This is a genomic window from Glaciihabitans sp. INWT7 (assembly GCF_014217685.1).
Lineage (GTDB): Bacteria > Actinomycetota > Actinomycetes > Actinomycetales > Microbacteriaceae > Lacisediminihabitans.
This window is the reverse complement of the sequence record NZ_CP043653.1, coordinates 2,402,192-2,425,331: the sequence shown is the minus strand read 5'-3', so window position 1 is coordinate 2,425,331 and position 23,140 is coordinate 2,402,192. Positions and strand designations below refer to the sequence as shown.

Annotated in this window: 16 protein-coding genes and 2 pseudogenes; 9 read left to right on the top strand and 9 right to left on the bottom strand. The window is 65.8% G+C overall.

Features of this window, described 5'->3' with window-relative positions:
- The first annotated feature begins 83 nt into the window (after window positions 1–83).
- A complete protein-coding gene (locus F1C58_RS11725; protein ID WP_185201280.1) occupies window positions 84–1,376 on the top strand; it encodes an IS256 family transposase in 1,293 nt (430 codons plus the stop codon).
- A gap of 778 nt (window positions 1,377–2,154) precedes the next feature.
- Here the strand turns inward: F1C58_RS11725 and F1C58_RS11720 are convergent.
- Window positions 2,155–3,060: pseudogene (locus F1C58_RS11720) on the bottom strand (IS256 family transposase); the annotation flags it as partial.
- 66 nt (window positions 3,061–3,126) lie between these two features.
- Between F1C58_RS11720 and F1C58_RS11715 the strand changes: the two are divergent.
- A protein-coding gene (locus tag F1C58_RS11715; protein ID WP_185200817.1) for an IS3 family transposase occupies window positions 3,127–4,271 on the top strand; the annotation gives its coding sequence in 2 pieces (ribosomal slippage) (window positions 3,127–3,406 and window positions 3,406–4,271; 1,146 coding nt in all).
- Between the two features lie 37 nt (window positions 4,272–4,308).
- A pseudogene (locus F1C58_RS11710) lies at window positions 4,309–5,343 on the top strand (IS256 family transposase); the annotation flags it as partial.
- A 260-nt stretch (window positions 5,344–5,603) separates the two neighbouring features.
- Here F1C58_RS11710 and F1C58_RS11705 read toward each other — a convergent pair.
- The 3 genes from F1C58_RS11705 to F1C58_RS11695 form a co-directional block, all read right to left on the bottom strand.
- Window positions 5,604–6,866, bottom strand: a complete 1,263-nt coding sequence (locus F1C58_RS11705) for a low temperature requirement protein A (protein WP_185201279.1) — start codon at window positions 6,864–6,866, stop codon at window positions 5,604–5,606.
- Window positions 6,867–6,972: 106 nt separating this feature from the next.
- The gene (locus F1C58_RS11700) at window positions 6,973–8,259 is read right to left on the bottom strand and encodes a DUF2254 domain-containing protein (RefSeq protein ID WP_370543655.1); all 1,287 of its coding nucleotides are present in this window, start codon (window positions 8,257–8,259) and stop codon (window positions 6,973–6,975) included.
- Window positions 8,260–8,371: 112 nt separating this feature from the next.
- Window positions 8,372–8,680 (bottom strand): hypothetical protein, encoded by a 309-nt coding sequence (locus F1C58_RS11695; protein ID WP_185201277.1) that lies wholly within the window; start codon window positions 8,678–8,680, stop codon window positions 8,372–8,374.
- Window positions 8,681–8,986: 306 nt separating this feature from the next.
- On the opposite strand from F1C58_RS11695, the gene F1C58_RS11690 reads away from it, so the two are divergent.
- Complete coding sequence (locus F1C58_RS11690; protein WP_185201276.1) at window positions 8,987–9,487, top strand: hypothetical protein; 501 nt, start codon at window positions 8,987–8,989, stop codon at window positions 9,485–9,487.
- A gap of 7 nt (window positions 9,488–9,494) precedes the next feature.
- Here the strand turns inward: F1C58_RS11690 and sufU are convergent, their stop codons facing one another.
- The 3 genes from sufU to F1C58_RS11675 all read right to left on the bottom strand — a co-directional run bounded on the left by sufU (window position 9,495) and on the right by F1C58_RS11675 (window position 14,450).
- Window positions 9,495–9,932 carry a Fe-S cluster assembly sulfur transfer protein SufU gene (gene sufU, locus F1C58_RS11685; protein ID WP_255461084.1) on the bottom strand — a complete coding sequence of 146 codons (438 nt, stop codon included), beginning with the start codon at window positions 9,930–9,932 and terminating at the stop codon, window positions 9,495–9,497.
- Window positions 9,933–9,940: 8 nt separating this feature from the next.
- Window positions 9,941–11,248 (bottom strand): aminotransferase class V-fold PLP-dependent enzyme, encoded by a 1,308-nt coding sequence (locus tag F1C58_RS11680; RefSeq protein ID WP_185201274.1) that lies wholly within the window; start codon window positions 11,246–11,248, stop codon window positions 9,941–9,943.
- 91 nt (window positions 11,249–11,339) lie between these two features.
- Window positions 11,340–14,450, bottom strand: coding sequence for a glycoside hydrolase family 2 TIM barrel-domain containing protein (locus tag F1C58_RS11675; RefSeq protein ID WP_185201273.1), 3,111 nt, complete (start codon window positions 14,448–14,450; stop codon window positions 11,340–11,342).
- A 189-nt stretch (window positions 14,451–14,639) separates the two neighbouring features.
- Between F1C58_RS11675 and cofG the strand changes: the two genes are divergently transcribed.
- The 3 genes from cofG to F1C58_RS11660 are packed head-to-tail and all read left to right on the top strand — an operon-like array spanning window position 14,640 to window position 19,395.
- The gene (gene cofG, locus F1C58_RS11670) at window positions 14,640–17,051 is read left to right on the top strand and encodes a 7,8-didemethyl-8-hydroxy-5-deazariboflavin synthase CofG (protein ID WP_185201272.1); all 2,412 of its coding nucleotides are present in this window, start codon (window positions 14,640–14,642) and stop codon (window positions 17,049–17,051) included.
- The gene (locus tag F1C58_RS11665; RefSeq protein ID WP_185201271.1) at window positions 17,048–17,905 is read left to right on the top strand and encodes an alpha/beta fold hydrolase; all 858 of its coding nucleotides are present in this window, start codon (window positions 17,048–17,050) and stop codon (window positions 17,903–17,905) included. Before cofG ends, F1C58_RS11665 begins: the two co-directional genes overlap by 4 nt.
- Entirely contained in the window at window positions 17,902–19,395 is a 1,494-nt protein-coding gene (locus tag F1C58_RS11660) for an NAD(P)/FAD-dependent oxidoreductase (RefSeq protein ID WP_255461083.1), read from the top strand. The genes F1C58_RS11665 and F1C58_RS11660 overlap by 4 nt, the downstream gene beginning before the upstream one ends.
- Before the next feature lie 34 nt (window positions 19,396–19,429).
- On the opposite strand, the gene F1C58_RS11655 is transcribed toward F1C58_RS11660, so the two are convergent.
- Both F1C58_RS11655 and F1C58_RS11650 read right to left on the bottom strand, forming a co-directional pair.
- Window positions 19,430–19,870, bottom strand: a complete 441-nt coding sequence (locus tag F1C58_RS11655) for an OsmC family peroxiredoxin (RefSeq protein ID WP_185201270.1) — start codon at window positions 19,868–19,870, stop codon at window positions 19,430–19,432.
- Between the two features lie 74 nt (window positions 19,871–19,944).
- Window positions 19,945–20,391 (bottom strand): MarR family winged helix-turn-helix transcriptional regulator, encoded by a 447-nt coding sequence (locus F1C58_RS11650; RefSeq protein ID WP_185201269.1) that lies wholly within the window; start codon window positions 20,389–20,391, stop codon window positions 19,945–19,947.
- 168 nt (window positions 20,392–20,559) lie between these two features.
- On the opposite strand from F1C58_RS11650, the gene F1C58_RS11645 reads away from it, so the two are divergent.
- Window positions 20,560–21,576: a LacI family DNA-binding transcriptional regulator gene (locus F1C58_RS11645; RefSeq protein WP_255461082.1), complete on the top strand. Its 1,017-nt coding sequence runs from the start codon at window positions 20,560–20,562 to the stop codon at window positions 21,574–21,576.
- Window positions 21,577–21,825: 249 nt separating this feature from the next.
- Window positions 21,826–23,133, top strand: a complete 1,308-nt coding sequence (locus F1C58_RS11640) for an ABC transporter substrate-binding protein (RefSeq protein WP_185201267.1) — start codon at window positions 21,826–21,828, stop codon at window positions 23,131–23,133.
- Window positions 23,134–23,140 lie beyond the last annotated feature (7 nt).

Below are 23,140 nucleotides of genomic sequence, written 5' to 3'. Positions count from 1 at the left end.
ACGTCAGGGTCTGTAAGAAATCTTGTGTAATTGGTTCGGCGTGACATCCGCGGCTGGGAGCTGTGGGATGGGAACAATGACGCATGAGCAGAGATATTCAGAAGCATCTTCGCTTTGATCCTGAGACGGGCCGGCCGTTGCCGGCGGAGACCGATTTCGCCGCGTTAGCGGCGGAGCTCGTCGAGTCGGCTAAGGGGCAGGGCATCGAGTTGACTGGGCCGAATGGGCTCCTGACGGGGTTGACCCGGCAGGTGTTGCAGACAGCTCTTGAGGTCGAGATGTCTGACCATCTGGGTTATGACAAGCACGACTTCGACGGCCGCAACGGGCAGAACTCGAGGAACGGGTCGACGCCGAAAACGTTGCGGACCGAGATCGGTGAAGTGACGGTCCAGATTCCGAGGGATCGGCAGGGAACTTTCGAGCCGGCGATCGTGCCGAAATATCAGCGTCGCATCGCGGGCTTCGATGAGGCCGTCGTCTCGCTTTATGCGAAAGGGCTCACGACCGGCGATATCCAGGCCCACCTCTCCGACGTGTATGGGCAAGATATCTCCCGGGAGCTGGTGTCGAAAGTCACCGACCGGGTCGTGGCCGACATGGAGGTGTGGCAGGCAAGGCCCCTGGATCCGGTGTATCCAGTGATCCTCATCGACGCGATCGTGATGAAGGTTCGGGATGGGCAGGTCGGCAACCGACCCGTGTATGTGGCGCTCGGAATCGACCTCGATGGCCACCGCGACGTGCTGGGCATGTGGGTTGGACCGACCGGTGGTGAGGGATCGAAGCAATGGATGAACATGCTCACCGAGCTGAAGAACCGCGGCGTCGCCGATGTCCTGTTCGTCTGTTGTGACGGGCTGAAGGGCCTGCCGGACTCGATCCTCGCGACCTGGCCGATGGCGACCGTTCAAACCTGTGTCGTGCATTTGGTGCGCAACAGCCTGCGGTTCGCGTCCAGGAAGTATTGGAAACCGATCGCGGAGAGGTTGAAGCAGGTCTACCAGGCGCCGACGGTGAAGGCGGCAGAGCAACGCTTCGACGAGTTTGCGAAGGAATGGGAACCCATCTACCCGGCGATGATCGCGATGTGGCGGCGGTCGTGGGGTGAGTTCACCCCGTTTCTCGACTACCCGTTAGAGATCAGGAAGCTCATCTATACGACAAACGGGATCGAGTCGTTGAACGCGAGATTCAGAGCCGCGACCAGGCGTCGCGGCCACTTCCCCAACGAACAATCCGCACTGAAAGTGATGTATCTCGCGATCATCGAACGACGCCACAACCGGGCCAATCCGACAGGCGAGATCAACGGGTGGAAAGCTATTCTTAACACCCTCGCAATGACCTACGGCGACCGCCTAGGACTCAACTAGCCGATGACCAGTTACACAAGAAATCTGACAGACCCGCATTGGAGTTGTCCCGATTTCGGTGTGGGCCTTAACTGTGACCGCCTATATTCTTCCCATCGCGTACGTAGTGTCGTTATTCATCGGCACCGGCAGAACCCCTTATGACCGATTGTGCCGATCGATCGTCGTTGCGGCTCCGACCGACCGGTAGACGTTCCGGTTACGGGCGCGCGCAAGTTATGAGTGCGCCAAACGCGGGAACGCCGGAACGCCGGAACGCCGGAACGCACGATTACCGCACCCTGGAATTCCATTACCCGGGCATGGGGTCGTCTGTTCCAATTTTCTTACAGGGGGATGCTTCCCCGCATATAGTGACCACATGAGGGGAAATCCGGTACAAAGTGGAGAGAAGGCCGAGTCGGCTGCCGCCCTCCTTGCCGCAGCCGATGATGTGAGGTTGCGTAAACGAACGTTGGCGCGGATCGGGCTGCTAGTTGGCCTTTTGTGCGTTGGTGGATCACTTTTGCTGTGGCCACAGGGGCTTTTTGGACTCGGAAGCAATCCACTGGCCGTGTCCATCGCGCTCATCATTTCTGGAGCGTTCCTCCTGGTGGTGGGAATTTTCTCCATCACGCAATCTGCCCGCATGCTCTCTAGAGTGCAGAACAACTACTTCTCCACTGGCAAGCCCGACGCGGGTTTCGTGTTCCAACCCGATATTGGGCTGCCCCAGATCGGGCACGGGCACGGCAGTCCGAGGGTCTGTCTCGTTAACGGTGTTTCCGGCGGTTTTCATTTAGTAGGTTTCCGCGGCCGGCCAGCGGTCTTGGAAGGTGATGGCGAACGCGTTCAGCGCGGGCTTCCAGCGCATCGTCCATCGGGCTCGTCCCGCGCCTGTCGGGTCGAGTGATCTGGTGACAAGATACAGGCACTTCAGCGCGGCCTGCTCGGTGGGGAAATGACCGCGTGCTCGCACCGCCCGCCGGTATCGGGCGTTCAGGGATTCGATCGCGTTGGTGCTGCAGATCACGCGGCGAATTTCTTCGTCGTAGTCCAGGAACGGGATGAACTCCTCCCACGCGGACTCCCACAATCTGGTGATGGCACCGTATCGTTTGCCCCATTTCTGGGTCAGCTCCTCGAGCGCCGTCCGCGCGGCCGTCGGGTTCGGTGCCGTATAGATCGGCTTCACATCCCGTTTGAGGGCGTCCCAGTCTTTCTTCGACGCGAGTTTGAAGGTGTTGCGGATCAGATGGATGATGCAGGTCTGCACCGTCGTCAACGGCCACACATTTGAGACAACATCTGGCAGGCCTTTCAGCCCGTCGCAGACGAGGAAGAAGGTGTCCGTCACGCCCCGGTTCTTGATGTCCGTCAGGACACTCATCCAGAACTTCGCCCCCTCACCCCCGGTTCCAGCCCACAAGCCCAGAACCTCCTTCTCACCCTCCAGGCTCACCCCGATCGCCGCATAGATGGGCCTGTTGGCTACTTGCCCGTCACGAATCTTCACCACGATGGCATCGATGAAGATCGCCGCGTAGACGCCGTCCAGCGGACGGTGAGACCATTCGTTCATCTCCTCCGACACCTTGTCGGTGATCCTGGAGATCGTCTCCTTCGATACCTGGGCGTCATAGATCTGCGCGAAGTGCGCACTGATCTCCCCGGTCGTTAACCCGTGGGCATACAGCGAGAGGACGGGACTGCCCCCGGTTTGGTTGACTCTTGACCTGTGGAGATTCGTCTCCGCTGGAAGGATGTCACCATGCCCAAGCCCTACCCGCCCGAGTTCCGCCGCGATGTTGTCGCGGTCGCTCGCAAGCACGAAGCCCCGCTGAACCAGATCGCGAAGGACTTCGGAATTTCGGAGTCGTGTCTGGCGTACTGGCTGAAGAAAGCCGACGTCGAAGAGGGGGTGAAGCCTGGCGTGACGGAGAAGGAGTCGGCTGAGCTGCGGGAGGCGCGGAAACGGATCCGGCTGCTGGAGCAGGAAGCCGAGGTAATGCGCCGCGCCGTCGCCTACCTCTCCCGGGATGTCAACCCAAAATGATGTACCCGCTGGTCCGCGAACTGGCCGTCGACGGAGTCCCCGTCACGGTGACCTGCCGGGTATTGCGCTTCTCCAAACAAGCCTTCTATCAGTGGCTCCGAAACCCCGTCTCGCAACGTGATTGGGACGACGCTCACCTGACCAACGCGGCGTGGGACGCCCACCGGGACGACCCCGCGTTCGGCTACCGGTTCATCAGCGACGAACTCAACCAGGCTGGCCTGAAGGCGGGCGAGAACCGGGTTTGGCGGCTCTGCTCCCAGCAGCGGCTCTGGTCCGTGTTCGCGAAGAAACGCGGCCTGAGGGGCAAAGCCGGCCCGCCCGTGCATGACGACCATGTCCAGCGGAACTTCACCGCGACACGCCCTAACCAGCTGTGGTTGACGGACATCACCGAGCATCGCACCGACGAAGGCAAAATCTACCTCTGCGCGATCAAGGACGTGTGGTCGAACAAGATCGTCGGCTACTCCATCGACTCCCGAATGAAAGCATCCCTGGCGGTCGCTGCGGCCCGCAACGCAATCGGGCAACGCGACATCGCCGGCACGATTCTGCACTCCGACCGCGGCTCTCAATTCCGCTCCAACGCCTTCGTGCGGGTGTTGAAGAACAACGCCATCACCGGGTCGATGGGCCGCGTCGGCGCATGCGGCGACAACGCCGCGATGGAGTCCTTCTTCGCCCTCCTGCAAAAGAACGTCCTCGACCGGCAACGATGGGCCACGAGGGAAGAGCTACGCCTCGCGATCGTGGTCTGGATCGAGCGAACCTACCATCGCAAGCGTCGGCAACGCCGCCTCGGCAAACTCACCCCGATCGAGTTTGAGACAATAAACATGGCCCTCAACGCCGCGTGAAACCACTAACCCACCGAGTCAACTGAACTCGGGGCAGTCCCGGGATCTCGATCTGAAGATTCCGAAGCTGCGTGCGGGCTCGTTCTTCCCCGCCTTGTTGGAGCGCCGCCGGAGGGTCGACCAAGCATTGTTCGCGGTCGTGATGGAGGCCTACCTGCACGGTGTCTCGACCAGGAAAGTTGATGATCTCGTCAAAGCACTCGGCGCCCAGTCCGGGGTTTCCAAGTCAGAAGTGTCGAGGATCTGCGCGGGCCTCGATGCTGAAGTCGCCCAGTTTCGCGACCGGACCCTGACCGCGGTGGACTACCCGTATGTGTTCCTCGACGCCACTTACTGCAAAGCCCGCGTCAATCACCGGATCGTCTCCCAGACGGTCGTTGTCGCGTTCGGGGTCGCCGCCGATGGCCGGCGGGAAGTGCTCGGTTTCGACGTTGGAGACACGGAGAACGAAGCGTTCTGGACTGAGTTCCTGCGCTCCCTGCGAACCCGCGGGCTTGCCGGAGTGAAGCTTGTCATCTCAGACGCTCACACCGGGTTGAAGAAAGCCATCGGGACAGTGTTCCAAGGCGCTGCCTGGCAGAGATGCCGGGTTCACTTCATGCGCAACGTTCTTGCGGTGGTCCCGAAAGCTTCCGGGGAAATGGTGGCCTCTGTTATCCGCACGATCTTCGCCCAACCCGATAGCGTGCACGTCCAGAAGCAATTCGGTGAAGTCGCCACGATGCTGACCCGTTCCCATCCGAAGGTCGCTGCGATGCTTAGCGACGCGCAGGGCGACCTCCTCGCGTTCGCCGGGTTCCCAACTCGGCATTGGCGTCAGATCTGGTCCACAAACCCGCTCGAGCGAGTCAACAAAGAGATCAAACGCCGCACCGACGTCGTCGGTGTTTTCCCCAACCCTGCCGCCCTGCTGCGCCTGGCCGGCTCGGTCCTGATTGAGCAACACGACGAATGGGAAGCCGGCGAACGACGCTACTTCTCAGAAGCCTCAATGCTCGAACTGAAGTCCATGAACACCCCGGCCGAGCCCATCGACGAGGCGGTGATCCTCCCCGAACTGACTGCCGCCTAAACTGAAATAACTGACCCGCACGGTGTTCGAGAAACTCCACCACTCCACGGGACGTGACCTGCGACTACTTGAAGGTAACCGGGTAGGTAACCAAAAACCCTGCCAACGCAACCAGATTGGCCGGTAGCAGTCGGTAGACTGAAGCCATGAAAACCGCACGAAGACGGAGGTTTTTGTCGGACAGTCGCTGCGGTGCCACCGGGCCAGAGCCATTCTTTTGTTCTTGGTTCGAGTCCAGGTACCCCAGCTTTAGCAGGTCCTCACAGCCCCGGTTCTCCGGGGCTTTTTTCGTTTATGAGCCCGACATCCATCGATAGATCGCTCTTCACTCGGCTCGGTGACTTCATCGGTGGAAGCGCCGCACCCTTCGTCCGTTCGGGCAGCGCCCGGAGGCGCCAGACGTTGATCTCGGTGAGTGCCAGCACTATGGCGATGACCGCAGTCGAGCACGCGACCACTCCTTCGGCAGGGATGACGTTCGAGAGGGGTGCCAATCCCCAGGGCAGCAGGATGCCCGCTGGACCCCAGAGCACGACTTGGCGCCAGGGAGCCCCATAGCGCAGCGACTCGGCCGTGCTGGCGAGGAAGAAGAGACTGATGCCGGCGCTGAGGCTGACTACGGCGCCGGCCGGGAGAGGGTGTCCGGCCTCGGCCACGGCCGTGCCGAGGGCCGTGGCGAACAGGGTGATGCCAGCCACGAGGAGAAACGGGAGGTACATCACCGTGTCCCGCAGCCCGGTGATGCTCCCGCGTTGGAGCAGTGCTCGTAGGCCGCGCTCGACGGCGGAGGTGGCATGGCCGAAGTAGATCCAGGCAAGCAGCGAGACGGAGGCGAACCCCAGGACGGCCGCCAGGCCCGACACGACTGTCCAGTGTCCATCCAGCTCCGAGATGATGGTCAGGATCGACTCGCCGAACACGATCACCACCAGCAGACCGACACGTTCGACCAGGTGATCGATGTCGAGAGCCGTGCGCAGCCAGGCTTGCTGCCCGCTGAGGAAGCTTAGCAGCGCGATCTCGATGGCCACGGCAACCGCCCACAGCGCATACTGCCACGGTGGTGCGACCCAGATCGAGACGACCCACAAGGAGGCGGGAACCACGCTGTAGAGCACTGGCCGCCACCACGGCACACCGATCGTTCGGCGCTTCGAGAACCAGGGCTGCACCCAGACCAGCCGGATCACGGCATTGCCGACAGCAAAAGCGGCGGCGCGATCACCGAGCGCCTCAGGCACAGCCGCCGCCATCACACCGATCGCGATCATCGCGATCGTCACCGCCGCCCAGGTGGAGCGGGTGATGCGCGCACCGAACAGGTTCATCGTGACCGTCGCGTTCACCCATGCCCACCAGGCCGCGCCCAGAAACGCGACGAAAACGGCTGCATTCAGCCACCCGGGATCACCGTGCATGACTTGGGCGATCTGGCCGATGTAGACCACCATCACCAGGTCGAAGAAGAGTTCGAGCCAGTGCACCCGGCGACCCGGGTGGACGGCTGTCGGTGTCAGGGACATCGCAAGCACCTCCTGATAGACATCACCGCATCATCATCACGCACCGGTGGCGACGCGTGCGCACATTACGGGAAAACGCCCCTCGATAGCCGCGTCATCCTCGCGCTCAGCTGCGGGAACGCCTTGCCGCTCTGGCCGCCGGCCTCCGCCGCACGAGAGCGCGGGCGTGTCGACGCACTTCGGTTGAGCGTGTGGCGATCGCGCGAGACTCCTCGCGTCCGAACCGGTACTTTTCGACGGCCACAGTCAACGCGTCGAGCTGCGTCTCGACCGCCGTCGCGATGTCGCTTTCCGGGTGCACCACCAGCAGGTCGTCGAGCAGGTCGAGCATGCGCTTCACCACGGGGAAGTCCGCCGCGCCATAGCGGCGCATCTGCCCGAGCGTGCCCTCGATGGTCTGCGCACGGGAACGGGCGCGCGTGAGCACGCGCAACGCGCCATCCTCGCCCGCCAGCGCGGGCGGCGGCTGCGGCATTGCGAGGCAATCCGACAGCAGCGCGGCGAGGTGGGCGAGGGCGTGCAGCGCGGTCGTCGGATCGTTGATGCCCGGGGACAGGGCGCGCACCCCGATGTCGACGATCTGCTGAACGCCGTAGTCGGCATCCTGTGCTGAGGTGCGCTCGTAGTCGATGCTGAACGCAGCGCGCAGTTCGTCTTCGATCGCCTCATCGTCACCGGACGACTGTCGCGTCCGCCGGTAGCGCAGGAGCGCGCTTCCCGAGATGCTGCTCTCACCGACGAGTTTCAGCTCCTCAACCACCAGCCCGTGCCGCTCGGCGATCGCCACCACGGCGCTCCGGTCGTATCGGGTGATGAAGCCGCTCGACCGGGCCACTACCGGCTGGTTCGGGGCGCGCCGGAGCACGGTGCCGCGAAAGGCCCGGTTCGCCTCGTTGGCCTCGCTCACCAGGGCGATCGTGCGGTCCGTCTCGGCATGGATGTCCTTGAGCATCGTCTCGACCCGTAGCTGCCGGGCGAGATGGGCGAGGAAGAACACGAGCATGAGCACGCTCGCGAGCGTGAGCATCAGGGAGAGCGTTACGGCGATGCGCGGAACGATCGCGGCACTGCCGAGAGACGGATCGCGGATGGTTCGCAGCGTCATGATGGTGAACGCGAATGTGCCCAGGAAGAGGGCGAGGGTGCCGTGCACGACGCTGTCCTGCGCGAATAGCCTCAGCACACGCGGGGACGCCTGGCTGCTCGCCAACTGCAGCGAGACCACCGTGAGGGAGAAGGTGAGGGAGGTGGCCGTGATGAGCGAACCCGCGATCGACGACAGCACCGATCGAGCCGACTGGGCACCGCCGTTGAATACCACCGCGTCTAGCCCATCCGGAAGCACGGCGTCGATCGATCTATCGAGCCAGGGGAGCAGCAGTCCAATTCCCATCGCGGCGACGATAGCTATCACGGGTATCGGCCACAGGCTCGACTTGATCGACTCAAGGAGCCGCGCGAACGGGAGCCGGAGGCGGCGTGGCTTCATCCGCTCGTCCGCCTGCTCATTCGCCGATCAGGTCGTCGGCGCCGGCGAAGCCGTCGAAGTCGATGAGGGCGCGCTCGACCAGCCCGCGCCAGTCCGCGGACCGGTGGTCGCTCTCTGTTGCGCGGGGGGACGTGCGGTTGGTGATGAGTTGGTACAGCGGCGCCGTGGCATCGCCCGCTTTCGTCGAAGGGCTTTCGGCGAAGGTGGCGACGTAGACGCCCGAGGGGGCGAAGATATTCCACTCCGCGTCCTCGGGGGTGTATCGAACCATCGCTCGGCGACCGTTCTGCTCGTACTCGATGTCGTCGTGCCCCGCTGCATCCATAGTTCGACCTTAGCGAGACGCAGGGCAGAGCTGTAGGGCGCCCCGGCGGCGTTTCGGTACTTCCCCCTAGACACGCCCCCGGTGGTGGGGATCCGCCTGTCCGTCCACTTCTCCGGTCGTGAAGCAAGGGCACCGACATCCATGCCCGCGCCGCCGATTATCGGACGGGCGCCCCCGTGGGTCAAGGCCTTGAGGACGCCACGGTCCGAGCGTCGGATGGGCTTTAGTAGCTGCACGCGGCGCACGCTCCGACCAGGCAACGAGAAACCACCGGCAGCCGCGACGAAAGGAGGGACCGAGGCGATCATGGATACCCCACGCGACCAGGGAGCCGGCGAGAAAGACGGGCCGGACTCGGGCCACCGACGACCGGCGGGCATGACGGATGCGGAGGTGGAAGCCCTCGGCAAGCTCTCGGAGGCCCTGGAGACTGTCGAGAACGCCCGCGGGCTGCTGTACGGCTTTCATCGACTGACAGGAAAAGCGGATCTCGCCCTGGGCGAAGCGGTGGAGATGCTGCGGAAGGCCGGCCACGGCGACATCGCCGACGACATCGATCGCACCGTGGTCGGTCGCAACGTGATCGAGGGGCGTTGGACGTTCCAGATCGTCGAAGACTACGACGACGGCTACTACCGGGAGTTCAGGTCCGTCGAAGAGAAGGCTCGCGCCCTCCTCGCCGGAGGTCGCCGACACCTCTTCGAGGCGGAGATGAAAGAGCACCGCCGCACCCCCGGGCTCCGTCATCACGAAGCGCGCCCGGACTCACCGCGCGGATCGGATGGGGAGATCGCAGAGGGTCAGTGACGCGAGCTCAGGCCGCGTCGGCCAGCATGATCGCCTGCTCGCCGGCGACCCACGCCAGCATCGCGCACTTCACCCGTGCCACGTACTTCGACACCCCGCCGAGGGCGACCGCGTCGCCGAGAAGCTCTTCGTCGGGTTCGATCTCGCCGCGCGAGCGCATCGCCACCCGGAAGAGTTCGATGCGGTCCTTCAGCTCTGTCGTCGTCAGCCCCGGCCCGAGGTCGGAGAAGAGCGAGGCAGACGCCTGCGAGATGGCGCAACCGTGACCCTCCCAGCGGATGGCGCTGATGCGATCCGTGCCCGGCTCGAGGTGCAGCTGCAGGGTGATCTCGTCGCCACAGGTCGGGTTGACCTGGTGCGACTCGGCCGCCGCGTCATCCCGGAGGCCGCGACCGTGCGGGCGGCGTGAGAGGTCGAGGATGACCTCCTGGTAGAGGGATTCCATTGCTGAACTCATGAGGAGACTCCGAAGAAGGTGATGGCGGCCGAGAGCCCGGCAAGAAACTCGTCGACCTCGTCTTCGGTCGTGTACAGGTAGGCGCTCGCGCGGGTGGAGGAGATCATCCCCAGCCGACGGTGAAGCGGTTGGGCGCAGTGATGACCGACGCGGACCGCGATGCCTCGGTCATCCAGGAATTGGCCGAGGTCGTGGGAATGCACACCGGCGACGTCGAAGCTGGCGAGCCCCACCCGCTCCCGCCCGACGCCGGGGCCGAGCACGGTGACGCCGGGGATGGCATCGAGCCCGGTGACCAGGCGCTGCCCGAGAGCGGTTTCGTGCGCGGCGATACGGTCGATCCCGATCCGCTCGAGGTAGTCGACGGCACTCGCCAGAGCGATGGCCTGCGAGACCCGCTGGGTGCCCGCCTCGAACCGGTGCGGCGAGGGCAGGTACTCGGCGCTCTCCATTGTGACGGTGGTGATCATCGACCCTCCGGTGAGGAATGGCGGAAGCGCGTTGAGCAGCTCGCTGCGTCCGAACAGCACACCGATGCCGGTGGGTCCGAGCATCTTGTGGCCCGAGAATGCCGCGAAATCGACGCCGAGCGCCGTCAGGTCGAGGGGAAGGTGGGGAGCAGACTGGCAGGCGTCGAGCACGGTCAGCGCTCCCACCGATCGAGCGAGAGCGACGAGTTCCGTCACGGGGTTGATGACGCCGAGCACATTGGAGACGTGCGTGAAGGCGAGGATGCGGGTGCGCGAGTTGACGAGCTGAGTCGCAGCATCCATCCGCAGCGTGCCGTCATCGGCCACGGGGATGAAGCGCAGCACTGCGGCCGTGCGCGCCGCGAGCTCCTGCCACGGGATCAGGTTGGCGTGATGCTCCATCTCGGTCACCAGGATCTCGTCACCGGGCGCCAGGCGGAAGCGCTCGGCCTCAGCACCACCGCGGCCGGCGGTGGCGTTGCCGATCGCGTAGGCGACGAGATTCAGCGCTTCGGTGGCATTGGAGGTCCAGACGATCTCGTCGTCGGCCGCACCGACGAAGCGGGCCACCGTGCTGCGAGCATCCTCGAATCGCTCCGTCGCCAGCGCGGCGAGAGTGTGCGCGCCGCGGTGCACCGCCGAGTTCTCATTCTCGTAGTACTCGCGCTCCGCGGCGATGACCGACCGTGGATTCTGCGATGTCGCGCCGGAGTCGAGGTAGACGAGCCGACGCCCGTCGACCTCGCGCTGGAGGAGGGGGAAGTCAGCCCGGATGGCGCTGATCTCAGCAGGAGCGAGCATGCGCGGCGAAGCGGGGGCGGTGACGGTGGGCATGGTGGACGGCCTCAGATTTCTCTACCCATCCATGCTAACCGCGCGTTCCGGGCGATCGAATGCGGTTCCTGTCAACCGCCCGGGAACGCGGTCAGCTCCGTGCGAAACGGAGCCGCAGGGTCCTCGCTTCCGGCCGGAGCGCATGGGTGGGCCAGACGTCCACACCGCAGGCGCGGGAGCCGAGGCCGTTCTGGGCCGCATCGATGTAGAGGTAGGTGCGGGTCGGCGTCGGCAACTCGTAAGGATGCTCCGCCGCGGAGACCTCCTGCGCCGTGTGCCGGGCGACGCTGAAGCCGGGTCGGCGCCCACGGTAGTCCGGGATCGCTTCGACGCTCAGCTGCCCAGCCGCTCCGCTCAGCTCCAGCTGACGAAGACCCGGCCGGTGACCGGTCTCCTGCGGGCGGGCGTAGCGCACGTTGAGATCGTGGATCGCGCTCGTGAAGCTGCCGACCCGTGCCGCGTTCGCACTGTCGGGGTAGGACTCCAGCGGACCGGTGCCGAACCAGCTCGCCTGGTCCAGCTCCAGCGGCAGCGCGAACCGGATGCCGATGCGCGGCAGGATGATGTCCCAGCCCGCCGACGGCTCGATCTCCACCGTCAGCAGGAGCGAGTCATCCAGGGCCTGCCAGCGCACATCCGTGTACACGCTCTCGCGGCCGGCGGCCGGGGCCCAGCGCCGCAGTTCACGGATGCCGGAGACGCCTTCCTCTCGTTCGACGACGCGGCTGGTGAGCCGGTCGAGCCCGGCGGAGTGCCAGATCTCGGCGAGAGCGGGTGCGGGCAGTCCGCGGTCGTGAACGGCGGGGTCGGCGAGGTCGTAGCTTCCCGGGCCGGATCGCAACTCATTGTCGGTCGGCGCGCGGAACAGGGTGAGCTCCGGCCCCTCGACGGCGAGGTCTCCGATGGCCGTGAGTCGGCCGTGCTCGAAGGACGCGGGCCCGAGGCTGGTGACTCCGGCGGAGGTGCCGCCGACAGTCCACCGCGGAAGCCGCTGCCGGGGCGCCAGCGTGAGTGCGGTGACGTCGTGTTGGCCGAGGGCGAGCACGTGGCCCGCCTCAGCCCAGGTGCTGGTGTCTCGCAGCCGCGCTTCGAAAGTCAGCCAGCTCTCGCCATCCGTTCCGGCGTCGGCCGTTCCGGGGTCGACAGGGGGGAGGTCTACCGTGGCGGTCTCGCCGGCTGCGATCGCCGGCACCTCGAGGGTGCCGGACGCCGACTCGACGCCGTCCTGCTCACGCCGCCAGACGAATTCGACATCAGCGGAGTCGACCGAGTGCCGCATGCTGCGGATATCGACACTGCCGAGGTCCGCTGCGACGGTGAAGCGGAAGGGAGCCACCACCGCCGCGTACTCGTAGAGGCTCGGCATCGGGGTGTCATCCGAGAGGATCATGCCGTCCATCACGAAGTTGCCGTCGTGTACGACCTCGCCGAAGTCGCCCCCGTAGCCGAAGAACTCGACACCGTCCGGCGTGTGGGTGCGGATGCCGTGGTCCCGCCATTCCCACACGAATCCGCCGTGCAGCCGCGGGTAGCGGTCGACGAGGTCCTCATACTGGTCGATCGCGCCCGGCCCGTTGCCCATCGCGTGCACGTATTCGCAGAGCAGGAATGGCTTGGTGCGCTGGCGGGCGGACTCGGCGGTGGAGCATCCGAGCAGCAGCGAGGTGTCGTCGCGGCCGATGGACTCCGTTTCGGGCACCGAGGAGTACATGCGCGAGTAGACATCGGTGTACGCGCCCGTGTAGTCACCCTCGTAGTGCACCGGGCGGCTGGCATCACGATCGTGGATCCATGCGGCCATCGCCGCGAGGTTGGCTCCCGTGCCCGACTCGTTGCCGAGTGACCACATGATGACGCTCGCGTGGTTCTTGTCGCGCTCGACGGTGCGTTCGATGCGGTCGAGATAGGCGCGCCGCCAGGCCGGGTCGTCACTCGGGTTGGCCGCCCAGGCGCCTGCGCCCGTGCTCGAGTGACCCTGGTCGCGTGCGGTGAGCCTGCTGGTGCGCTCGGCGACGGCATCCGCGCCGTGGGTCCAGTCGTTGCCGGCGCCACCGCCTTCGAAGCCGTGCGTCTCGAGGTCGCACTCCAGCACCACCCAGAGTCCGAGCTCGTCGGCGAGGTCGAGCAGTCGCGGATGCGGCGGGTAGTGGCTGGTGCGGATCGCGTTGACGTTGAAGCGCTTCATGCGCGCGAGGTCTTCGCGGGCATGTTCCTCGTTGAAGACACGACCGCGATCGGGGTGGGCCTCGTGACGGTTCATGCCGTGGAAGACGAGCCGGCGGCCGTTGGCGAGCAGCTGGTCGCCGATGATCTCGACAGTGCGGAAACCCAGTCGAAGGCCGATCTTCTCGGCGGCCGTCGAGACGCTCGCCTCGTAGAGTCGCGGGTATTCGGCGGACCAGGGTTCGACGCTCTCCACGGCGATCAGCGCCACAGAGGCCTCATCCGCCCACTGCACGTCGATGCCGAGCTCCGGCACCTCCAGCCGCACGGGGTATGCCCCGGGAAGAGCTCGCACCTCCGGTTCGATCCATCCGCTGCCGTCCCGCCACGAGGTGCGCAGCCAGAGGTCGTCGATTCCTGCCACCGGCAGGGCGCTCAGCGAGACATCGCGGAAGATACCGGGCAACCACCACTGGTCCTGGTCTTCCACATAGCTGGCATCCGACCACTGGTGCACCCGAACGGCGAGGATGTTCTCGCCCGGGGTGGCGAATTCTGTGACGTCGAACTCATGGGCGAGGCGACTGCCCTTGCCGACCCCGACCTCATGGCCGTTCCACCAGACGCGGAATGCGGATTCCACCCCGTCGAATCGCAGGATGAGCCGCGCATCGCTCGCGAAGTCAGCGTCGAGCTCGATGCTGCGCCGGTAGTCTCCGGTGGGGTTCGCGTCGGGCACATAGGGCGGATCGACGGGAAAGGGGAACTGAACGTTCGTATAGATCGGGCGCCCGTAGCGACCGTCGTCCACCAGCACCCACGAGGCCGGCACCGGGATGCGGTCCCACGAGGCCACATCGGTCTCCGGCTGTGCGAAGGCGTCGGCGTCTTCGCCGGCCGGATTCGCCGTCGGCAGCAGGCGGAACGCCCACTCTCCGGTCAGGTCGATCCTCGGGGCATCCGAATGCAGCCATGACCGCGGGGTTCGTCCACCGAATCCGGGTGAGCGATCCGTGAGATAGGCGGGGGAGAGCGTCATTGTCTTTCCTTCACATCGTGGTCATCGACCGAACGTCGCACGGGATCAATTCTGGCACCCGCGGAGAGAGGGATTGAAACGATGAGCATCCCGGGCGCGTAGGCTGGCAGAGAGTCATCATCGGGCCTGGATTTGGGCTGTGTGCGTTCTGTTGAGCGCTGGTACACCTCACTCTTCTGAAGGTCTCCCATGCCACAACCCTCCCGTTCTTCCGAGCTCGCTGCGGCTCTGCTCCGCCTCGAGAACTCCGAGGTCACGGATCAGCCCGACGCCGAACTGTTCTTCGGCGCGCGCGGTGACGACCTGGAGAGGCTGCTGGTCGTGGCCTCGCGCCTCCGCGACGAGGGCCTCGCGCGGTCGGGCCGCGCCGGAATCATCACCTATTCCAAAAAGGTGTTCATCCCGGTGACTCAGCTGTGCCAGGACCGCTGTCACTACTGCATCTTCGTCGACACCCCGGGGGGTCTCGCCAAGCGCAACATCCCCGTGTTCATGTCACCGGAGGAGATCCTCGAGGTGGCGAGGCAGGGTGCGGCCATGGGCTGCAAGGAAGCGCTCTTCACGCTCGGCGACCGGCCCGAGAACCGCTGGCCGAGCGCGCGCCAGTGGCTCGACGACCACGGCTACGAGTCGACGCTCGACTACATCCGGGCCATGGCGATTCTCGTGCTGGAAGAGACAGGCCTCCTTCCCCACCTCAACCCGGGAGTTATGTCGTGGTCGGAGCTGCAACGCCTCCGCCCGGTCGCGCCCTCCATGGGCATGATGCTCGAGACCACGGCGACCCGCCTCTGGTCGGAGAAGGGCGGGGTGCACTACGGCTCGCCCGACAAGGATCCGGCCATCCGGCTCCGGGTGCTCGAGGATGCGGGTCGCTCCCGCATCCCCTTCACCACGGGCGTGCTGCTCGGTATCGGTGAGAACGATGCGGAGCGCGCCGAGGCGCTCTTCGAGATCCGCCGGTCGCACGAACGTCACGGGCACATCCAGGAGACGATCGTTCAGAATTTTCGGGCGAAACCGCGCACGGCCATGCAGAACGAGGAGGATCTCGCCCTCCAGGAGTATGTCGCGGCCGTCGCCGTCGCACGCATCGTGATGGGACCGGATGCCACCATCCAGGCGCCCCCGAACCTCACCGACGCCCAGGAACTCGGCCTGCTGCTGCGGGCCGGGATCGACGATTGGGGCGGCGTGAGTCCGCTGACCCCGGACCACGTGAACCCCGAGCGTCCCTGGCCGGAACTCGAGGCGCTCGCTCGGCTCACGCGGGACGGCGGGTTCGAGTTGCGCGAGCGGTTGACGGCGCATCCGGACTACATCCGCGACGAGGAGACCTGGCTCGATTCGCGACTGCGCACCCCGGTGCGTGCCCTCACCGACCCGAACAGCGGGCTCGCCCGGGAGGATGCCCCGGTAGTGGGGCGGCCCTGGGTCGCCGAACCCGAGGGGGAGGGTGGCATTCTCACCGCGCTTCTGGATGCCGCAGAGCTCGCCCCGGACTCGCTCGCCGACGCCGACTATGCCGCCCTTCTCGGTGCCGACGGTGCCGACCTCGAACGTCTCGCCGGCATCGCCGATGCGCTGCGCGCATCCACTGTCGGTGACGAGTTGTCTTTCGTGATCAATCGCAATCTCGACCTCTCGCTCTACGACCCGGAGCGGTCGACGGTGGATTCGCTCGATCTCGCCCTGATCCGCGCGCTCGCCGACGAGGCGAAGGCCCTCGGCGCGACAGAACTCTGCCTGCAGGGAGCCGTGCCAGAGGGACAAGACGGGGCATACTTCGAGATCATCGGGGCCATCCGCGCGGCCCAGCCCGACCTGCACATCCACTCCCTGAGGCCGGTCGAGATCGCGAATGCGGCTGGCCGGTTAGGGAAGAGTGTCGCCGAATTCATCTCGGGGATGCGCGCTGCCGGTGCGAACAGCATCCCCGGCACCGGGGCACGCATCCTCGACGACCGCATTCGTGCCGTACTCAGCGACAGCACCGATCCGCCGGTGCAGTCCTGGATCGAGGTGATCAGCACAGCCCACTCGCTCGGTCTCGGCACGACCGCGACCATGGTCTACGGCCACATCGAGTCGCCGGCAAACCAGGTGGCACACCTGCGCCTGCTCGCCCGGCTGCAGGATGAGACAGGCGGGTTCACCGAGTTCATCCCGATGCCGTACCTGCCGCTCGAGGCATCGCCCACTGTGGCGGCGGTGGCCGGCGCCGGCCCCAGCCTGCGCCAGAGCCGTGCACTCCACGCCGTCGCCCGGCTGATGCTGACCGGTCGCATCGACCACATCCAGGCGGCCTGGACCAAGCTGGGCCTGGCCGGCGCGGAAGCGGTGCTCCGCGGGGGAGCGGACGACCTCGGCGGCCTGCTTCTCGGCGGCACCCTCGCACGCACGGCCGGAGCCGAGGCCCATCGTGAGCTTTCTCTCGCCGAGGTGCAGACGATCGCGGCAGAACTCGGTCGCCCGCTCCGCCAGCGCACGACCGGATACGCGACGGTGCGGCACATCCCTGCCCGGCAGTCCCGTCGTGGCGCGCGGATGCTGACCCTCGAGCCCCGCTCGGAAGCGCCGCTGCCGAGCGCTGTGCCATGAGCACCGGAACGACGCTTCGCACGGTCAACGTCGGAGGCGTGGACATCGCCTGCACCCTCTCCGGTTTCGACGAGCACGATTTCGAGGAGCACGATTTCGACGAGCACGGCTTCGATGGGCGGTCCGTCGACCCGGTGGTCCTCCTTGCCGGCATCGGGGGCACCGCCGCGAGAGACTTCTCGTTCCTTCTGCCCCTCCTGGCCCGCACGCGCCCGGTGATGGCGGTGGATCTGGACTACGTCAGTGGACCAGCGCACCGCGGTCGACTGGTCGACCAGCTGTCAGGGGTGCTCAACACGGTGCTGCCCGACCGTCGTGTGTCGCTCATCGGCTTCTCGGTGGGTGCCACGGTCGCGGCGGCCTTCGCAGCCGACAACCCGGTGGTCGCCTCCCTGGTACTGGTGACTCCTCTCGTCAGCGCGTCGAGTCGGCACCGGATGCTCGCGTCGCTGCGGGAGCAGCTCGACGCCACCGGCGACGTGGCGTTGCGAGACCTCGACATCTTCTCCGCCCACAGCCCCACGTTCCTGCAGCGGCACAGCCCCGAGCCGTTCCCGGCGGACCGGGCCACCGCCGCCCAGATCGCGCTGTTCGCAGACTCCGACCTCACGGAGGTGCTCCCGCTCATCTCCGCACCCACGCTGGTGATCGGCTGCACCCAGGACGATATCGCCGGCGTGGACCGGGCGCGCGAGGTCTTCGCCTCGCTCTCGAACTCCCGCTACGCCGAGATCGACAGCGGACACGCGGTGCTTGCCGAGCGACCGGCGGAGGTGCTCGCGATGATCCGCGACTTCGTCTCGCACCCCTCGCGGCTCCGCGCCGGCTCAGTGCGTGAAGAAGCTCACCCGTGAACGGGATCGAGACGGTCGAGGTCGATACCATCATCGTCGGATCGGGGTTCGGCGGTCTCGGCATGGGCATCCGGCTCGCGCGCGAGACCGAGCGGTCGTTCCTCATCCTCGAACGGGCGGATGACGTCGGGGGCACCTGGCGCGACAACACCTACCCCGGTGTCGCGTGCGACATCCCCTCGCACCTCTACTCGTTCTCGTTCCGCCCGAAGACCGACTGGGGGCAGTTCTACGCCGACGGCTCGGAGATCCAGCGGTACCTGCAGGATTCCGCGCGCCAGGAGGGCCTTCTGCCTCACCTTCGGTTCCGCACCGAGGTGATTCAGATGCGCTGGGAGGCGGATTCCGCGCGCTGGCACCTCGAGACGACAACCGGTTCGTACCTCTGCCGGGTGCTCATCGTCGCGGCGGGCCGACTCTCCGAGCCGCGGATCCCCGAGATCCCCGGGCTCGACGATTTCGACGGACCGGTGTTCCACTCCTCGGCCTGGGATCATGGCGTCGACCTCGCCGGAAAGCGTGTCGGAGTGGTCGGCACCGGGGCGTCCGCCATCCAGATCGCGCCGCAGGTCGCCAGGGTCGCGGACTCCGTCGTGTTGTTCCAGCGCACCCCGGCCTACATCGTGCCGCGGGCTGACCGGGCGTACTCCGATTCCGACAAACGTCTGCTCGAACGGGTGCCCGGGGCCATCGAACGACTGCGATCGCAGCTCTTCTGGGATGCCGAGGCCGGATTCGCCCAGCGCATCGGCCTGCCGGATGCCGTGGAGCCGTTTCGGGATGTCGCGCTCGGCCACCTCGCCGCGCAGGTGAGCGATCCCGCGCTGCGCGCCCGGCTCACGCCCGCCTATGAGATCGGCTGCAAGCGGGTGGCACTCTCCGACGATTTCTACCCGGCGATCGCGTCCGGAGCAGTGCAACTGGAGCCATCGGCACTCGAGTCGCTCGACGGCAACACTGCCACCGGGGCGAGCGGTGCGGCCTACGAACTCGACGTGCTGGTGCTCGCCACCGGATTCCACAGCACCCGACCGCCGTTCGCGACCCGGGTGATCGGGCGAGACGGCGTCGCGCTGTCCGAGCGGTGGAGTAAGGGGATGGTGGCGCACGCCTCGACCACGGTGGCGGGGTTCCCCAACCTCTTCGTGATCGATGGTCCGAATGCGAGCCTCGGCCACAATTCCGCGGTGCACATGATCGAGACCCAGATCTCGTTCATCCTCGGGGCGCTCGACCATCTCGAGATCGTGAATGGCGAGGTTCTGGAAGTCTCGAGGGAGGCGGAAGACGCGTGGGTGCGCGACCTCGACCGGCGGAGCGCCAGCACGGTCTGGCTCACCGGCGGGTGCAGCAGCTGGTATGTGGATGACCGAAGCGATCGCCTCACGCTGCTCTGGCCGGACTTCGCATTCGCCTTCCGTGACGAAGTCGGGTCGTTCGACCCACGCGGGTACCGCGTCAGGTCCGCACCGGTGAGGGTGGCGGACTGACCTGGACGCGGCCCCGCGGCGGCGCGAACGGTGGCTACTCTTCGAGCTGGGCGTCCAGCGTGATGTCGACGCCGGTGAGGGCTTTGCTCACGGGGCATCCGGACTTCGCGTCGTTCGCGGCGGCGATGAAGGTCGCACTGTCGATTCCGGTCACCTCTCCACGGACGGTGAGGTGGATGCCCGTCAGCTTGAATCCGCCGGCCGGGTCGGCACCGAGGGAGACATCCGCCTTCACATCGAGGGCTTCGATGGTGCCCCCGGCAGCACCGAGCACCGCGGAGAACTGCATCGCGTAGCACGCAGAGTGCGCGGCAGCGAGGAGTTCTTCTGGGCTGGTGAATCCGTTGGCGTCCTCGGAGGAACGCTTCGGGAAGGAGACGTCGTAGGTGCCGATGCCGGAGCTGGTGAGCTCGACCTGACCCCCGCCGGTCTCGAAACTGCCATTCCATGCGGTGCGTGCGGTGCGAGTGGGCATTGATTTCTCTCTTTCGTGATGGCGAGCGGCGAGTCCGCCCGCCCCGTCAGTGGGATCAGTGGGGATGAGGGGGATCAGTGGGAGCCGCGCACCTGCGCGGCCAGTGCGGTGACCTGCGACTGCAGCTCCGCGATGTGCTCGAGGTCGAGACCCGTGGAAGCACAGATCTGTTCGGAGATTCCGGTCGATCGTTCCTTCAACGACTCCCCGGCCGGGCTGAGGGTGACTTCGACGGCGCGTTCGTCGTCGCTGCGGCGGGTGCGAATCACCAGCCCGGTGCTCTCCAGCCGGCGAAGCAGCGGCGAGAGCGTGCCGGAGTCCAGCTGGAGGCGCTCGCCCAATTCCGACACGGTGATGGCGTCGCGCTCCCATAGCACCATCAGCACGAGGTATTGCGGGTAGGTGACGCCGAGCGGTGCCAGCAGTTGCCGGTAGCGGGCGGTGAGGGCGCGCGACGCGCTGTACAGCGCGAAGCAGATCTGCTCGTCGAGCCGAGGGGCGGAGGCGGCAGTGGTGGTCATGACCCCCACCCTAGTGCATTGTGCACAGTTCGATTGGGCACAATCTACTTTTGGGTGCCACCGACTGCTCGGCGGAGGGCGATCCCTAAGCCAGCGCCGAATCGAGGCGAGGGTAGTATGTGGCCAAGTCGAGCGCCAAAGCTCTCACTCGACGCCGAAATGGATGCCATGCCCTCACTGCGGGAGGATCGCCCCTCGATCACGCGCAAAGACGTGGCGGATCACGCCGGAGTCAGCACCGCCGTCGTGAGCTACGTGGTGAACGAGGGGCCGCGAAACGTGGCTCCGGCCACGCGCGCCCGGGTGCTCGAGTCGATCAGCAGTCTGGGTTATCGGCCCAACGCGGCGGCCCGCGCCCTAAAACTGGGAGTGAGCGAACTCGTCGGGCTGGTGTTGTCGGACACCGCGAACCCCTATTTCGCGGAGTTCTCGCGGGCGATCGAGAAGGCCGCGACCGATAAGGGCCTGTCGGTGATCTTCACGAACTCCGCGCTGGTGCAGGGCCAGGAGCACCTGCAGGTGCAGAAGCTGGTGGCGAGGCAGGTGGACGGACTTCTGCTCGGGAGCACCGAGGACGAGCCGAACCTCGACAGCGCGCGGGAGGCGAACGTTCGGGTGGTCATGCTCGACCGTTCCGAACCGCTCGCGGGATTCTCCAGCGTCGGGGTCGACTTTCGCGAAGCATCCCGGGTCGCCGTCGAGCACCTCATCTGGCACGGACATCGTCGCATCGGTTTGATCTCCGGACTTCCTGGTGGGCTGACCACCTCCGCCCGTGAACTGGGCTGGGAGGACGCGCTTCGAGACGCCGGCCTCCCGCTCGGTCCCGTCGTGCGGGGGGAGTGGGGGCGTAACGGCGGATACCAGTCCGGCATGGAGCTTCTCACCGATCCGAACCCTCCGACCGCGGTCTATGCGATCTCCGACCTGCTGGCGATCGGCCTTCTCCGCGCCCTCCACGAGGCGCACATCGATGTTCCGGGGTCCATGGCCGTCGTCGCCTTCGACGGATCTTCGGAGTCGGAATTCAGCTGGCCGCCCCTCACGGTGATGCGTCAGCCCGTCGACGAGATGGCGGAGGCCGCAATCGCCGCCCTCGGGCGGCCAGCCAGCACGAAACCCGAGCACCGGTCATTCACGGCCGAGTTGATCGTGCGCCAATCGTGCGGCTGCGTGCCGCTCTAGCCGATCGTCGAGACGGTGCAGGTCGATCGTCACGCGGGTGCAGGTCGATCGTTACGCGACCGAAACATGTGTTTTCGCGTGTTGAATCTACTGGTGTAGACGAGAGGGCGCCGCGGGCGTATATTGGACGCACCGACCGGTCCCCGACGCGCGTGAGGAAGATCGTCCCTAGCGAAACGTCTGTCTCGAGGGCCAGTCTGTACCTGTCCTGATTTTCACAGCACGGCACATTACAAAGGAGTAATAACGATGACCTCAGACAAGTTGAGCGTTCTCGGAAACATCAGCAGCAGCCAGCTCAACCGGCGCGCACTGCTCTCGGGCGGAGTGGGTGTGGCAGCGATCAGCATGCTGGCAGCCTGTAGCCCCGGCGGCAGCACCCCCTCCGGCAGCGGATCCAAGACCACGACCCTGGGATCAGGCGCCTCCGATGACGTGCCGAAGCGCGCGTACGCGGCAGTCGTCGCGGCCTTCCAGAAGAAGTCCGGCGACACCGTCAAGACCAACACGGTCGCCCACAACGACTTCCAGAACAACATCAACACCTACCTTCAGGGCAGCCCGGACGACTCGTTCACCTGGTTCGCCGGCTACCGCATGCGCTACTACGCCGCGAAGGGCCTCTCCGCCCCCATCGACGACGTGTGGGACAAGATCGGCGACAACTTCAGCGAGGGCCTCACCAAGGCTTCCACCGCTGACGACGGCAAGAAGTACTTCGTGCCGAACTACAACTACCCCTGGGGCTTCTTCTACCGCAAGAGCGTCTGGGCAGCCAAGGGCTACACGGTCCCGGCCAAGTTCGACGACCTGATCGCGCTCTCCAAGCAGATGCAGGCCGATGGGCTCGTGCCGATCGCGTTCGCTGACAAGGACGGCTGGCCCGCCATGGGCACGTTCGACTACATCAACATGCGCACCAACGGCTACCAGTTCCACATGGACCTCACGGCTCACAAAGAGTCCTGGGACCAGAAGAAGGTCAAGGACGTCTTCGACAACTGGAAGCAGCTACTGCCCTACCAGTCGACGAACGCGCTCGGCCTCACCTGGCAAGAGGGCGCGCAGCTGCTCGGCGAGGGCAAGGCTGGAATGTACCTGCTCGGATCATTCGTGACCCAGCAGTTCACGGATGCCACGGTGCTCGCAGACATCGACTTCTTCCCGTTCCCCGAGATCGCCGAGGAGGGCACGACCGCGGTCGAGGCTCCGATCGACGGCCTCATGCTCTCGAAGAAGGGTGGAAGCAACCCGGCCGCAAAGGCGCTCCTGCAGTTCATGGGGACCCCCGCCGGCCAGGAGGCATACTTCTCCGTGGACAAGTCGAACCTCATGACGGCAAAGGGTGCCGACACCTCCGGCTACAGCGACTTCAACAAGAAGCTCGCCGATGTCATCGGCAACGCGAAGTCGATCAGCCAGTTCTTCGACCGGGATGCGCTGCCGGCCATGGCGAACAACGTCATGATCCCCGCGCTCCAGGGCTTCCTGAAGGACGGCACGATCGACACCGCCAACCTCGAGGCGCAGGCAAAAGCGCTCTACGCCGCCCAGTAAGAGAACT